The sequence below is a fragment of the Novosphingobium aerophilum genome (assembly GCF_014230305.1).
GTDB classification, from domain to species: domain Bacteria; phylum Pseudomonadota; class Alphaproteobacteria; order Sphingomonadales; family Sphingomonadaceae; genus Novosphingobium; species Novosphingobium aerophilum.
On record NZ_JACLAU010000006.1, the window covers coordinates 14,319 to 26,845 of the forward strand.

Below are 12,527 nucleotides of genomic sequence, written 5' to 3' on the forward strand. Positions count from 1 at the left end.
GTCGCCGCCCTACATCACAGCGTTGCATAATACCACGCTTGACAAGCTGGGAGCTGAACCGACAGGTCGCATTGACTTCAGACAAGGACCGTTCCGTGCCCGCAGCAGCCAACCCTTCCGGCGATCTGGTGATCGCTCCTGTCTCCACCAAGGGGGAACGTGACGAGTTTGTCGACCTGCCCTATCGGCTGCATGCCACCGATCCCAGTTGGGTCCCGCCGCTGCGCATGGAGGCGATGGAGCTGGTCACCCCGGGCAAGAACCCGTTCTTCGACCATGCCGATGTCCAGCACTTCCTCGCGCGTCGGGGCGGGGCCGTGGTCGGGCGCATTTCGGCCCATATCGATCACCTGGCAATTGCCCAGCCGCCCGAGCAGGGGATGGGGCCGGGCACCGGCAACTGGGGCATGCTCGAGGCGACCGACGCCGATGTGGCCGCCGCGCTGATCGCCCGGGCCGAGGCGTGGCTGCGCGACAAGGGCATGACCCGGGTCCTGGCGCCGCTGTCGATGTCGATCTGGGAGGAGCCCGGCCAGTTGATCCAGGGCTTCGATCATCCGCCGACGGTGATGATGGGCCACCAGCCCGAACGCTATCGCGGCTGGATCGAGGGCGCCGGCTACGATCCGGTCAAGACGCTCTACACGTATGAGCTGGACATCACCAAGGAGTTCCCCCCGCTGATCCAGCGGATCGTCCAGTCGGGCGAGAAGAACGCCCGGATCAGGGTCCGCAATGTCGATCGGTCGAAGTTCGATCAGGAAGCGCGGCTGATCCTCGATATCCTCAACAATGCCTGGTCCGACAACTGGGGCTTCGTGCCCTTCACCGAACGCGAGATCGCCTACGCCGGCAAGAAGTTCAAGCCGATCGTCCGCGAGGACCTGATCATGGTGGCCGAGTACGACGGCGAGCCGGTGGCCTTCATGATGACCCTGCCCGATCTGAACGAGGTGCTGGCGCCAATGAAGGGCAACCTGTTCCCGTTCCACTGGATCAAGCTGCTCGCCTGGCTGCGCAAGCCGCGGGTGCGGACCATGCGGGTGCCGCTGATGGGGGTGCGCAAGCACCTCCAGGCCAGCCGCCTGGCCAGCCAACTGGCCTTCATGATGATCGAGTTCATCCGCCGCAACGCCATCAGCCGCTATGGCGCGACCCGGGGCGAAATCGGCTGGATCCTCGAGGACAACCAGGGGATGGTGGCGATTGCCGACGCGATCGACAGCCACGTCAACAAGGCCTACCGCATTTACGAGAAGGCGCTCTGACCTCCGGCGGTGTTATGATCAGTGGCTTGTGATCCGTGGCCTGAACGGCAGGATGACGCCAAAAAGGCCCCCGCTCCTGCCGGAACGAGGGCCTTTCGGGATCGTATCACCACCGCTTGGACGGGAGGGGGGTCTCGGCAGTGACACCCTCTCAATGCTCGGCCCTGGCCCCGGTTCCCGGTGAGATCCCGGCTGCCGCAATTTTTTCGGGGACCCTCCGCGCCGCGGAAACCCTTCTGCCGCTCGCCCGGTGCGTCCTGTCCCACCCGGCGGGCAGTCCCTCGCCCCCGGTGGGAACCCCCGAAGGCTCCGGACGTTCCACAAGCACTGGCCTGCCCAAACGGGCAGGGGGCCACAAGGGAAGGGGTATGAATGACGCTTGGCACCCAGGTCGCTGCCCAGCTGCCTTATCTGCGGCGCTACGCGCGCGCGCTCACCGGATCGCAGGCGACCGGCGATGCCTTCGTGCGCGCCACGCTGGAGGCGGCCCTGACCGATCCCGGGCTGCAGCGCAGCCTCGCCGGAGGGCGGGTTCCGCTGTATCGGGCCTTCAACAAGGTCTGGGCGAGCGCCTACATGGACGTTCCGGCCGAACCGGCGGGTGACGGCGGCGGGCTGGAGGCGGCCGCGCAGCAGCGCCTCGCCGCCATAACTCCGCTCAATCGCCAGGCCCTGCTGCTGACCACGCTGGAGGATTTCCCGATCGACGACGTCGCCACGATCATGGGCATCGATCCCCGTCAGGTGGAGGCGTTGATCCAGGAGGCGATCGCCGAGATCGATCGGGAATCGACCACCAGCGTGCTGATCATCGAGGATGAACCGCTGATCTCCATGCAGTTGGAGGACCTGGTCCACTCGCTGGGCCATGACATCTGCGGGACCGCCGCCACCCGGGGCCAGGCCCAGCAGGTGGTCGCGGAGCGGCGGCCGGGGCTGGTGCTCGCCGATATCCAGTTGGCGGACGGCAGTTCGGGGCTCGATGCGGTCGACGATATCCTCGGCCTCGGCGACGTGCCGGTGATCTTCATCACCGCCTATCCCGAACGGCTGCTGACCGGCAACCGCCCGGAGCCGACCTACCTGGTGACCAAGCCGTTCCAGGAGGCCACGGTGCGCGCGGCGATCAGCCAGGCGCTGTTCTTCAAGTCGAGCCGGCCGGTCGCCTGATCCGCCGCTGCGCAGGCTGTCGTCGTGCCGGAGCTGGCGGGCGAATTCGCGAAAGGCCGATTGCAGGACGGTCTCGTGAATGGCGATCATGCCGGCCCCCGCGCGGAGGTAGACCGCATTGGCATTGGCCAGCCGTTCGAGCGCGGCCACCACCCGGTCGGTCATCTGGCGGTGCTGCGCCTCGGCCCGCTGGGCTTCCACGTGCTCGATCGCGAACACGCTCAGAGCAGTGGTCGCCGACACCAGCAGGAACAGCGCCACCGGGACCGCGCGCGGAAAGCGGAGGTACCAGCGCTGGGCGCGAACCCTTTCAGCTACGACCTGTTCCACCCGGTTTCCTGAATGCGGCGATGCTGGCCGCCGCGCGTTCGGCGCCTGCCTGGGTCGGCGGGTGCGGAGGCGGTGGCCGGGGTCCGGCAGTTGTGCCGGCATCTTGGGAACCACAAGCGCCGCATTTCGTTCCAGATCACCACGGCAGGCGATGCAGGCGTATCGAAGGCTGGCGTAAGACGGGGGCGGCGCCCATGGGGGTGCCAGGAAACAGGGACGTCACACGAAACCCATGACGAACGACAAGGCCAAGCGACCGAAGCGCCCGGCTCCGCCAACCGGGCCGTTGGGGGGGCAACGAGACAGCAAGCGGACCAAGCCGGAATGGGCCGACGGGCTGCGCCAGCTCTACGACTCGGTCCTCAATGAACCGCTGCCGGGCAGCTTCGCAGACCTGCTGTCCAAGCTCGATGAAAGCGACACATGACCAGTGCCAAGCCTTCCGACGATCGTGCGGGCCACCCCCGCAACGATCGGCCGGAACATCAACGGATCGCCTTCAAGCGCGAGCTGACAGGCGTGATCCCGCACCTGCGCGCGTTTGCCCGCGGGTTGTGCGGGCGTCCCGATGCGGCTGACGATCTGGTCCAGGAAACCCTGCTCAAGGCCTGGGCCGCACAGGAACGGTTCGAGCCGGGCACCTCGATGCGCGCCTGGACCTTCGTCATCCTGCGCAACGCCTATCTCACCGATATGCGCCGCAACCGGTTTCGCGGCGAGTACGACGAGGGCATGGCCGAACGCACGCTGACCGCTCCGGCCGGCCAGGAGGCGCCGCTCCACCTGTCCGACATGCATCGCGCCCTGATGACCCTGCCGCCCGAACGGCGCGAGGCGCTGCTGCTGGTCGGGGCCGGCGGGTTCAGCTACGAAGAGGCCGCCGCCATTTGCAAGTGTGCGGTGGGCACGATCAAGAGCCGCGTTGGCCGGGCCCGCGCCGCGCTGACCCGCATGATCGAAAACGGCGAGATGCCGCCCCGCGGCGAGAACGAACCGGCCGCGCATGCCGCGATCATGAAGGATCTGGAGCATGTCTCGCACGGCGGCTCGCTCGACTGAGCCCGGCGCAGGTCAGGCTCTTGCGTCGTCCGGCCAACGTCCTAGGGTGGCCATCGGGCCGATTGCCAGCGCCAGCGCGGAACCCCCACCCCCAGCCCCTCCACGAGGGGAGGGAAGCAAGACTTGCCCTGCCGCAGGCGGGGCTGGTTGCAGCGGGGAGGGGGCTCGACCGTCGCGTTTGCAAACGACCCCATCCCCCCTAGGTTTGATCGTGAAACCATGCCCGACCCCGCCGATTCCCCCGTCCCGCCCGCACCCGCTCCGGACTCCCTCGCGCAGCCCTATGCCGGCGCCCCCGCGCCCGGTCAGCCGGCGGTCTTCGCCGCGCAGGAACTGCGGCTGATCTCCACCCTGGTGGCGCTGATCGGGATCGGGCTGTTCATGGCCCTGCCCTTCGTCCTGTCGGTGGGCTCGGCGGTGTTCCTCCCGCTGGTTTCGGCGCTCATCCTCTCGATCGTGCTGACCCCGCTGGCGGCCGAGCTCACCCGCGTCGGCCTGCCCAACGTGGTCGCCTCGATGCTGGCCGTGCTGCTGTTCGTCACCTTCCTGCTGCTGGTCGTCGCGCTGATCCTGCAGCCGGCGATCGCCCTGCTCGACGATCTGCCCGGCATGGTGACCCGGGCCAGCCAGCAGATCGCGCGGCTGCGCAGCAACTTCGACTGGCTCAACGACATCAACCGCGCGGTCGCCCGCATCTCGGGCCGTCCGCCCGCCTCGCGCGAGGTGGTGGTCGCGGCGCCGTCGCTGATCGAACAGGTGGCGGTGGCCACGCCCAGCGTCGTGCTCGAAACGCTGCTGACCTTCCTGATGGCCTTTTTCATGATCGAATCTCGCGGGCGCCTGCGCCGGCACCTGCTGCTCGAACGATCGAGCCCCGGATCGACCCGCAAGGCCGCGCTGCTGCTGCGCGAGATCCAGGACCGGGTGGGGACCTACATCCTGACCGTGGCGATGATCAACCTGGGGATCGGCCTGATCACCGCGGTGGGGGCCTGGCTGCTCGGCTGGAACGCCCCGATCATGTGGGGCGGGATCGCCGCGCTGCTCAACTTCCTGCCCTACATCGGCCCCCTGACGATGATCGGCACGCTCGGGCTGGTCAGCATCGTGACCTATGGCACGGTACCCTTCGCCCTGGTCGCGCCGCTCGCCTATCTGGGTCTGCACACGATCGAGGCCAATGTCGTCACGCCTTCGGTCCTGGGCCGGCGCTTCACCGTCAACCCGGTGCTGATCCTGTTCGCGTTCAGCTACTTCACCTGGATCTGGGGGGCGATCGGGGCGATCCTGTCGGTGCCGCTGCTGCTGACGCTGCTCGCCACCTTCGATCACCTGGGCAAGCCCAACCTGATCGGCTTCGCCTTCGGCGAGCCCCTGTTCCCGCGCCTGCCGGAGATCGCCGCGGGCGAGGAGGCGGCGGCCGGAGGATCGGGGGGCGGAGGCGCGGCGCTGGCGGCGGATCAGGCCGCCGGATAGGTCCAGCAGGTGCCGCGCGCCAGGTTCTCGGCGGCGAAGGCCCAGTTGATCCGCTCGCCGATCACGCCCTTGAGATAGGCAGCGCGCCGGTTGCGGTGATCGACATAGTAGGCGTGCTCCCAGAGATCGATCACCAGCAGCGGATTGGCGCCCCGGTCGGCCAGGGTATCGCCATCATGGGTTTCGGTCAGGCGGAGCTGGCCGTCGCGGCTTTCCAGCCAAGCCCAACCCGACGCGAAGTGGCCCGCCCCGCGTCCGGCCAGGCCGTCGCGCAGCGCCTCGACCGAGCCGAAATCGCGCGCGATCGCGGCGCGCAGTGCACCCTCGGGTTCGGTCGGGACGGGCGTCAGGCTGGCCCAGTAGAAGCCATGGTTCCAGCTTTGCGCGGCATTGTTGAACAGTCCCGGATCATCGTCCCGCGCCGCGGCGACGATGGCCTCCAGCGGGGCATCGGCCAGCGGTCCACCCGCGATCGCGGCATTGGTCTTGTCGACATAGCCGCGGTGGTGCTGGCCGTGATGCAGCCCCAGCGTTTCGGCGGAAATGACCGGCGCCAGCGCATCGTCGGCATAGGGCAGCGGCATCAGCGAAACCGGCATGGACGCTCCGTGGCCAGGGTGCGGAGGGGATGCGGCGGCGCCAAGGGGGAAGGGGGAAGCGCCGCCGCCTCGATCCAACGGCAACACGGGCGCCCGGTTGCGCCCCAGGGCCCCCGCTTGCGTCAGTCCGCCCCGTCGCTGCGCCCGGCCGCCGCGCGGGTGCCTCCCCGCCGGTCGAGCACCGCGGTCACCGCCACGTCCATCGTCACGTTGCCCAGCGTGCGCATCAGATCGGGCAGCATCTCGACCGCGACCAGCAGCCCGAGCGGCCCCACCGGCACGCCCATGGCCAGCGCGATCGGCCCGATGGTCGAGATGAAGCTGATCGATCCGGGCAGCGAGACCGTGCTGGGCGAGACCAGCAGCGCCATGACCACCCCGGTGATCAGCACGGTCGGGGTCAGGGCGACCCCGGTCAGCCGCGCGACATAGATCGCCACGGCCAGGTTCATCGCCGGACTGGTGGCGCGGAACAGCGCCACGGCGAGGGGCAGGACGAATTCGGCACTGGCCGCGCGCACCCCCAGCGTGCGGCAGGCGGCGAGCATGGCGGGCAGGCTGGCAAGCGAGGACTGGGTGGAAAAGGCCACGGCCTGGACCGGCAGCAGGGCCCGGGCAAAGGCCCCCAGCGGCAGCCGTCCGGCGGTGACCGCCACGCCATAGCTGGCGATCAGGACCACGCCGCCAACCCCGGAAACAAGCACGATGTAATGCGCCAGCGCGGCGATCGCGCCGCCGCCGCTGCGCGCCGCGACCCCCAGGGCCAGGGCGAAGACCCCCACCGGGGCCAGCCGCAGCACCCAGCCGATCACGATCAGCATGGCCGCCGCGATGGCCGCGAACAGTTCGCTCATCTGGCGCCGCGGTAACGCGGGCAGGCGGGTGATCGCGGCGGCCAGCAGGGTGAAGAACACCACGGTCGGCAGGATTGCGTCACGCGCCGCCGCATCGATCACGTTGGTCGGGACCAGCGAGTTCAGGAAGTCGGCCAGGCCCGGCACCTTGGCCGGTGTGTCGCGCGCGGTGCGCAGCGCCTGGACGGCGCCGGCCGGAATCGGCACCCGGTCGAGCAGCGGCGGGATGACCAGCGCGGTCAGGCTCGTCCCGATCGCCAGGACCAGGGTGAACAGGCCCAGCGTCCGGCGGGCCATGGCGCCGGCGCTGGCGGCGGCGACCATCTGGATCACGCCCAGCACGATCAGCGAGGCGACCAGCGGAATGATCGTCATCTGCAGGCCGCGCAGCCACAGCCCGCCCAGGGCCTCCACCCCCGTCGCCACTCCACTCAGGCCGGGCTGGCCGGCCAGGATCAAGCCCACCGCAAAGCCGCCGACCAGCCCGGCGAAGGTCAGGGTGGCAGGAACCCTCACCGCCGGGATCATTGCGGCGAAATCGCCGGGTTCGGCGTCGTCCGGCCGGGTCGCATCGGTCATGACGGGCTCCCTATGGTCTGCTAGGCGTGGTTTGCTATGGGCGAAGCCCGGGGCGACCTTAGCGAGGGGATCCCGTGGGACCAATGCGCAAACCGCGAACGGGATGCAGGCAAAAGGATGGGCCAGACCACGATGGGCAAGCAGTTCTTCGGCACCGACGGGATTCGCGGCCGCACCAATGCCGGGGTGATGACGGCGACGATGGCGATGAAGGTCGGCCAGGCGGCGGGCACCCGCTTCCTGCGCGGCGGGCATCGGCACCGTGTGGTGATCGGCAAGGACACGCGCCTGTCGGGCTACATGCTGGAAAACGCGATGGTCGCGGGCTTCACCAGCGTCGGCATGGACGTGGTGCTGCTGGGGCCGATGCCGACCCCGGCCGTGGCCCTGCTCACGCGGGAGCTGCGCGCCGATGTCGGCGTGATGATCTCGGCCAGCCACAACCCCTATGAGGACAACGGGATCAAGCTGTTCGGCCCTGACGGGTTCAAGCTGTCCGATGCCGACGAGCTGGCGATCGAGGCCATGCTGGCCGAGGACATCCCGCTTGCCGGCGCGCCCGAGATCGGCCGGGCCCGCCGGATCGACGATGCGCGCGGCCGCTACATCCACGCGGTCAAGGGCTCGCTGCCCGAGAACGTCCGGCTCGACGGGCTGAAGATCGTGGTCGATTGCGCCAATGGCGCGGCTTATCAGGTCGCGCCCTCGGCCATCTGGGAGCTCGGCGCCGAGGTCGTCACCGTGGGGGTCAGCCCCAATGGCAAGAACATCAACGACCGCTGCGGATCGACTCACCTCGATCTGGTCCGCGAAACCGTGGTCGCCTCGGGCGCCGACATCGGCATCGCGCTGGATGGCGATGCCGACCGGCTGATCGTGATCGACGAACAGGGCGCGGTGGTCGACGGCGACCAGATCATGGCGCTGCTCGGCACCCAGTTGGCGGCGCGCGGCGAGCTGCGCGGCGGCGGCGTGGTCGCCACGGTCATGTCGAACCTGGGGCTGGAACGGTGCCTGGCCGGGCATGGGCTGACGCTGGAACGCACTGCGGTGGGCGATCGCCACGTGCTCGAACGGATGCGCAGCGGCGGCTTCAACGTCGGCGGCGAACAGTCGGGCCACATGATCCTGCTCGATCACGCCACCACCGGCGACGGCACGGTTGCCGCGCTGCAGGTGCTGGCGGCGCTGGTCCAGTCCGGCCAGCGGGCAAGCGAACTGCTCCACCTGTTCGACCCGGTGCCCCAGCTGCTCAAGAACGTGCGCTTCGCCGGGGGCAAGCCGCTGGCCGATGCGCGGGTCCAGCAGGTCATCGCCGAGGCCGAAGGCCAGTTGGCCGGGCGCGGCCGGCTGGTGATCCGCCCGTCCGGGACCGAGCCGGTGATCCGGGTGATGGCCGAAGGCGACGATGCGGCCGAGGTGACCACTGTGGTCGACGCGATCTGCGCCGCCGTGGCCGAGGCGGCCGCCTGATGCTGGAGATGCGCCCCGACTGCGAACGCTGCGGCACCGATCTCCCCGCCGAGGCCCCAGGCGCCTTCATCTGCAGCTTCGAATGCACCTTCTGCGCCGAATGCGCCGACGCGCTCGACGAGCTGTGCCCCAATTGCGGGGGTGAGCTGCTCGATCGGCCGACCCGGGCCAAGCGGCACCATGCCAAGAGCCCGCCGTCGACCGAGCGGCGGTTCCGGGGGTAGGGCAAAGGACAGGACGGCGCGTGCCCCCTTCGGCGCAGCTCAGGACATGCTTCGACCCGCTCGGGCTGAGCGGGCGTTGTGGCATGGCTCGGAACCGAAACATCGTTCAGCACCCACCCCGCTCAGGCTGAGCCGGTCGAAGCCCGCGCACCAACAGCAGATCCAGGCCATGCTCCAGACACCCCCCCGCATCCTCATCATCGCCGGTTCCGACAGCTCGGGCGGGGCGGGGATTCAGGCCGATATCAAGACCGTCACCATGCTCGGCGGTTACGCGATGACGGCGATCACCGCGATCACCGCGCAGAACTCGGTAGGGGTGACCGCGGTCGAGCCGCTCTCGCCCGACCTCATCGCCGCGCAGATCGATGCCTGCACCAGCGACATCGGGGTCGATGCGGTGAAGATCGGCATGCTCGGTGCGCCCGCGATCGCGCACCGTGTGGCCGATCGGCTGGAGGCGCTGGCCGTGCCGGTGGTGTTCGATCCGGTGATGATCGCCACCAGCGGCGCGGTGCTGGCCGATGCGGACACGATCGCGGCCTTTGCCCGGCTGATGGCGCTGGCGACGGTGACCACGCCCAACCTGCCCGAACTGGCCGCACTGGGCGGGCTGGACCGGGTGCGCATCCTGGCGCGCAATGTGCTGGTCAAGGGCGGCCATGGCACCGGGAGCCAGATCGAGGACCGGCTCTATGTGTCCGGCGGTGAACACGTTTTCCGCTCCCCCCGGCAGGATACCCTCCACACCCACGGCACCGGCTGCACCCTGGCCAGCGCGATCGCCACCGGCCTTGGCGCGGGGCTGGCGCTGGAAGTCGCGGTCGCGCGCGGCATCGCCTTCGTCGGCCGGGCCATCGCCGCCGCTCCCGGGTTCGGCCGGGGCCATGGCCCGCTCGGGCATGGCCTGGGCCGGGTGCCCTTTGACGATGCGCCCGCCGCGACCGATCCTCCCCGCTGACGAACGGAACCTCGGTCGGCGCCCCCGGGTGCCGTGATCCCGGAGGGGCCTCACCCGGACATCCGGGCGCCCCGCCCATCGAGTTGCGCGGCGCAACTCGGAGGGTGGGGGCCTTGAGCGCCTAGGCGCCCCGTTCGAGGGCCGCGACGATGTGCTGGGCCAGACGGTGCGCGGTCGCGGACAGGCCGGGGGCCTCGATCAGCGCCATCTCGGTGTCGTACAGCGGGGGCAGGGCCGGGTCGTCGGTGATCGCGGTGAGGTAGGGCGGCACCATCTCGCGCGGCAGGACGGTGATCCCCAGCCCGGCGTTGACCGCCGACTGGCTGCCCGCCAGGCTGGTCGAGGTGTAGGCGATCCGCCAGGTTCGCCCCGTCGCCTCGAGCGCATCGACCGCCCGCTTGCGATAGACGCAGGGCTCCGGCGAGACCACCAGCGGGACGCAGGCTTGTCCGGCGACCGCCAACTGGTCACGCGCCACCCACACCAGCGGTTCGCGCCACACCCGCACCCCTTCGAGCGGGGCCGAGGGCTCGCGCTTGACCAGCACCAGATCGAAGGCGCCGTCGTGGAACCGTTCGAGCAGATTGAGGGTCAGGTCGCAGGTCACTTCGAGTTCGACCAGAGGGTGGGCCTTGGCGAAGGCGGCGAGCACCGCGGGGAGGTGGGCCGTGGCGAAGTCTTCGGGCACGCCCAGCCGGACCCGGCCGGTCATGTCGGGTTCGAACAGTTCGGCGATGGCGGCATCGTTCAGCCGCAGCAACTGGCGTGCGGGCCCGAGCAGGCGCTCCCCCTCGGGGGTGAGGCTGAGCGCGCGGGGGCTGCGCGCAAAGACCGCGCGGCCCAATTGGTCCTCAAGGCGCTTGACCTGCAGGCTGATGGTCGACTGCGTCCGCCCCAGGCGTTCACCGGCGCGCGTGAAGCTTCCGGTCTCGGCGATGGTGACGAAGCAGCGCAGCAGATCAAGGTCGAGGGTGCGGGTTCCGGGCATGCCTCCTGATGCGCCCAAACATTTAAAACGTCAATGTTAAGCATTTCAACAAATCGTTTCTCCAATTTATCCGCCTGCGCCAAGAGCCCCGGGACGAAAGGGCTCAACCATGTCGACCGCATCCCATTCCCCGCTCTCTCCCTCGACCGGCGCCGTGGCGCCGCACGCTGCCGCCGGACGCAGCCTCGCGCTGGTCCTGTGGCTCGGCTTTGCCGGCCTCGCCCTGGCCCTGGGCCTGCTCCTTGCGGGCGGGACCCTGCCGGCGGGCATCGGCAGTCTGCCCGGCCTTTCGGCCGTGATCGGACTGCTGACGCTGTTCGTCGCCGCGATCGTGGTGACCTTCTCGCTCCGTTACATGCGCGCCGATCGCCGGCCTGCCGCCTACTTCGGCGGGATTGCCCTGCTGATCGCCAGCGTGATGCTGTTCGTCTTTGCGCGGCACCTGGTCGTGCTGGGGATCGGCTGGCTGGCCAGCGGCGTGCTGCTCGCCCGGCTGGTCGGGCATGACACCGCCTGGAGCGAAGCGCGCGGCGCCGCGCGGCGGGCGCTGCTGACCTTTGCGGTGGGTGATGCCGCGCTGGTCGTCGCGCTGGTGCTGCTCGTCAGCCAGACCGGTACGGCCCAGGTCGATGCGGTCCTCGCGGCGGTGCCGTCGCTGCCCGGCTGGGTCACGCTGAGCGCGGCCCTGCTGCTGCTGGTGGCGGCCGCGGCGCGCTGCGCCCTGCCGCCCTTCGCCGGCTGGCTCCTGTCCTCGATGACCGCGCCGACGCCGGTCTCGGCCCTGATGCACGCCGGCCTGGTCAACGCCGGCGGGTTCCTGCTGATCCGCTTCGCCCCCGTGTTCGAGGCCGCGCCGATCGCTCGTGCCGCGGCGGTGGCGATCGGACTGGTCGCCGCGCTCTACGGGGTCGGTGTGATGAGCGTGCGCCCCGACATCAAGCGGTCGCTGGCCGGTTCGACGGTGTCGCAGATGGGATTCATGATCATGAGCTGCGGGCTGGGCGCTTACGCCGCCGCGCTCTGGCACATTGTCGCGCACGGGCTGTTCAAGGCCTGGTTGTTCCTCGGTTCGGGTTCGTCGGTCGGCATGCGCGGCGACAAGCCTGCCGGCCTGGGCGAGCCGGCGACGATTGGCGGGGTGGCCGTGGCGACCCTGGCGGTCGGTGCCTGGCTGACCCTCTCGCCGGACGCGTCGGGCAGCCTGGTGCCCCTGCTGCTCGGCCTCGCCACGGCGCTGGCCACTCTGGTCGAGGGGCTGACCGGGAACATCCCGCTGCGCGCCCGGCTGGCGATCGGCGGGCTGGTCGCGGCGCTGATCGGCTTCCACGCTGCCGGCCTGGCCGCCATGCACGCCCTGCTCGGGGCCGATGCGCCCTCGCTCCTGCCGCCCTGGGCCCTGCTGGCCCTGCTGGGCGCCTTCCTGGCGGCCTGGATGTGGCAGCAGCTCCGCCAGGCCCGGGCCCGGCCGCTGCCTGCCGCACTCTACGTCCACCTGCTCAATGCCGGCAGTGCCCCGGCCCCCGCCCTCCAGACCGCGGAGATCTGA

General features: G+C 69.9%; 13 protein-coding genes. 10 read left to right on the plus strand and 3 right to left on the minus strand.

Annotated features, from left to right (window positions below):
- The first annotated feature begins 95 nt into the window (after window positions 1–95).
- The 6 genes from H7F49_RS06090 to H7F49_RS06115 all read left to right on the plus strand — a co-directional run bounded on the left by H7F49_RS06090 (window position 96) and on the right by H7F49_RS06115 (window position 5,303).
- A complete protein-coding gene (locus H7F49_RS06090) occupies window positions 96–1,268 on the plus strand; it encodes an N-acetyltransferase (RefSeq protein WP_185682689.1) in 1,173 nt (390 codons plus the stop codon).
- 372 nt (window positions 1,269–1,640) lie between these two features.
- Complete coding sequence (locus tag H7F49_RS06095) at window positions 1,641–2,438, plus strand: response regulator (RefSeq protein ID WP_185682690.1); 798 nt, start codon at window positions 1,641–1,643, stop codon at window positions 2,436–2,438.
- A gap of 24 nt (window positions 2,439–2,462) precedes the next feature.
- Window positions 2,463–2,780, plus strand: coding sequence for a hypothetical protein (locus H7F49_RS06100; RefSeq protein ID WP_185682691.1), 318 nt, complete (start codon window positions 2,463–2,465; stop codon window positions 2,778–2,780).
- Window positions 2,781–3,000: 220 nt separating this feature from the next.
- The gene (locus H7F49_RS06105) at window positions 3,001–3,195 is read left to right on the plus strand and encodes a NepR family anti-sigma factor (RefSeq protein WP_185682692.1); all 195 of its coding nucleotides are present in this window, start codon (window positions 3,001–3,003) and stop codon (window positions 3,193–3,195) included.
- Window positions 3,192–3,827 carry a sigma-70 family RNA polymerase sigma factor gene (locus H7F49_RS06110; protein ID WP_185682693.1) on the plus strand — a complete coding sequence of 212 codons (636 nt, stop codon included), beginning with the start codon at window positions 3,192–3,194 and terminating at the stop codon, window positions 3,825–3,827. Before H7F49_RS06105 ends, H7F49_RS06110 begins: the two co-directional genes overlap by 4 nt.
- Window positions 3,828–4,046: 219 nt before the next feature.
- Window positions 4,047–5,303 carry an AI-2E family transporter gene (locus H7F49_RS06115; protein ID WP_185682694.1) on the plus strand — a complete coding sequence of 419 codons (1,257 nt, stop codon included), beginning with the start codon at window positions 4,047–4,049 and terminating at the stop codon, window positions 5,301–5,303.
- Here the strand turns inward: H7F49_RS06115 and H7F49_RS06120 are convergent.
- The gene (locus H7F49_RS06120; RefSeq protein WP_185682695.1) at window positions 5,288–5,902 is read right to left on the minus strand and encodes a superoxide dismutase; all 615 of its coding nucleotides are present in this window, start codon (window positions 5,900–5,902) and stop codon (window positions 5,288–5,290) included. The genes H7F49_RS06115 and H7F49_RS06120 overlap by 16 nt on opposite strands.
- Window positions 5,903–6,024: 122 nt before the next feature.
- Complete coding sequence (locus H7F49_RS06125; RefSeq protein ID WP_185682696.1) at window positions 6,025–7,335, minus strand: dicarboxylate/amino acid:cation symporter; 1,311 nt, start codon at window positions 7,333–7,335, stop codon at window positions 6,025–6,027.
- Between the two features lie 132 nt (window positions 7,336–7,467).
- Between H7F49_RS06125 and glmM the strand changes: the two genes are divergently transcribed.
- The 3 genes from glmM (at window position 7,468) to thiD (ending at window position 9,993) form a co-directional block, all read left to right on the plus strand.
- Entirely contained in the window at window positions 7,468–8,808 is a 1,341-nt protein-coding gene (glmM, locus tag H7F49_RS06130; protein ID WP_185682815.1) for a phosphoglucosamine mutase, read from the plus strand.
- A complete protein-coding gene (locus tag H7F49_RS06135; protein WP_185682697.1) occupies window positions 8,808–9,032 on the plus strand; it encodes a DUF1272 domain-containing protein in 225 nt (74 codons plus the stop codon). Before glmM ends, H7F49_RS06135 begins: the two co-directional genes overlap by 1 nt.
- A gap of 169 nt (window positions 9,033–9,201) precedes the next feature.
- The gene (gene thiD / locus H7F49_RS06140) at window positions 9,202–9,993 is read left to right on the plus strand and encodes a bifunctional hydroxymethylpyrimidine kinase/phosphomethylpyrimidine kinase (protein ID WP_185682698.1); all 792 of its coding nucleotides are present in this window, start codon (window positions 9,202–9,204) and stop codon (window positions 9,991–9,993) included.
- Window positions 9,994–10,114: 121 nt separating this feature from the next.
- Here thiD and H7F49_RS06145 read toward each other — a convergent pair whose 3' ends face one another.
- A complete protein-coding gene (locus tag H7F49_RS06145; protein ID WP_185682699.1) occupies window positions 10,115–10,981 on the minus strand; it encodes a LysR substrate-binding domain-containing protein in 867 nt (288 codons plus the stop codon).
- A gap of 109 nt (window positions 10,982–11,090) precedes the next feature.
- Here H7F49_RS06145 and H7F49_RS06150 point away from each other — a divergent pair, with 109 nt between their 5' ends.
- A complete protein-coding gene (locus H7F49_RS06150; RefSeq protein WP_185682700.1) occupies window positions 11,091–12,527 on the plus strand; it encodes a proton-conducting transporter transmembrane domain-containing protein in 1,437 nt (478 codons plus the stop codon).

Bases quoted from the DNA above. Each gene is read 5' to 3' on its own strand.
- H7F49_RS06095 (WP_185682690.1), top strand. From the start codon at position 1,641: ATGACGCTTGGCACCCAGGTCGCTGCCCAGCTGCCTTATCTGCGGCGC.
- H7F49_RS06115 (WP_185682694.1), top strand. From the start codon at position 4,047: ATGCCCGACCCCGCCGATTCCCCCGTCCCGCCCGCACCCGCTCCGGAC.
- H7F49_RS06150 (WP_185682700.1), top strand. From the start codon at position 11,091: ATGTCGACCGCATCCCATTCCCCGCTCTCTCCCTCGACCGGCGCCGTG.
- H7F49_RS06135 (WP_185682697.1), top strand. From the start codon at position 8,808: ATGCTGGAGATGCGCCCCGACTGCGAACGCTGCGGCACCGATCTCCCC.
- thiD (WP_185682698.1), top strand. From the start codon at position 9,202: ATGCTCCAGACACCCCCCCGCATCCTCATCATCGCCGGTTCCGACAGC.
- H7F49_RS06120 (WP_185682695.1), bottom strand. From the start codon at position 5,902: ATGCCGGTTTCGCTGATGCCGCTGCCCTATGCCGACGATGCGCTGGCG.
- H7F49_RS06105 (WP_185682692.1), top strand. From the start codon at position 3,001: ATGACGAACGACAAGGCCAAGCGACCGAAGCGCCCGGCTCCGCCAACC.
- H7F49_RS06125 (WP_185682696.1), bottom strand. From the start codon at position 7,335: ATGACCGATGCGACCCGGCCGGACGACGCCGAACCCGGCGATTTCGCC.
- H7F49_RS06145 (WP_185682699.1), bottom strand. From the start codon at position 10,981: ATGCCCGGAACCCGCACCCTCGACCTTGATCTGCTGCGCTGCTTCGTC.
- H7F49_RS06110 (WP_185682693.1), top strand. From the start codon at position 3,192: ATGACCAGTGCCAAGCCTTCCGACGATCGTGCGGGCCACCCCCGCAAC.
- glmM (WP_185682815.1), top strand. From the start codon at position 7,468: ATGGGCAAGCAGTTCTTCGGCACCGACGGGATTCGCGGCCGCACCAAT.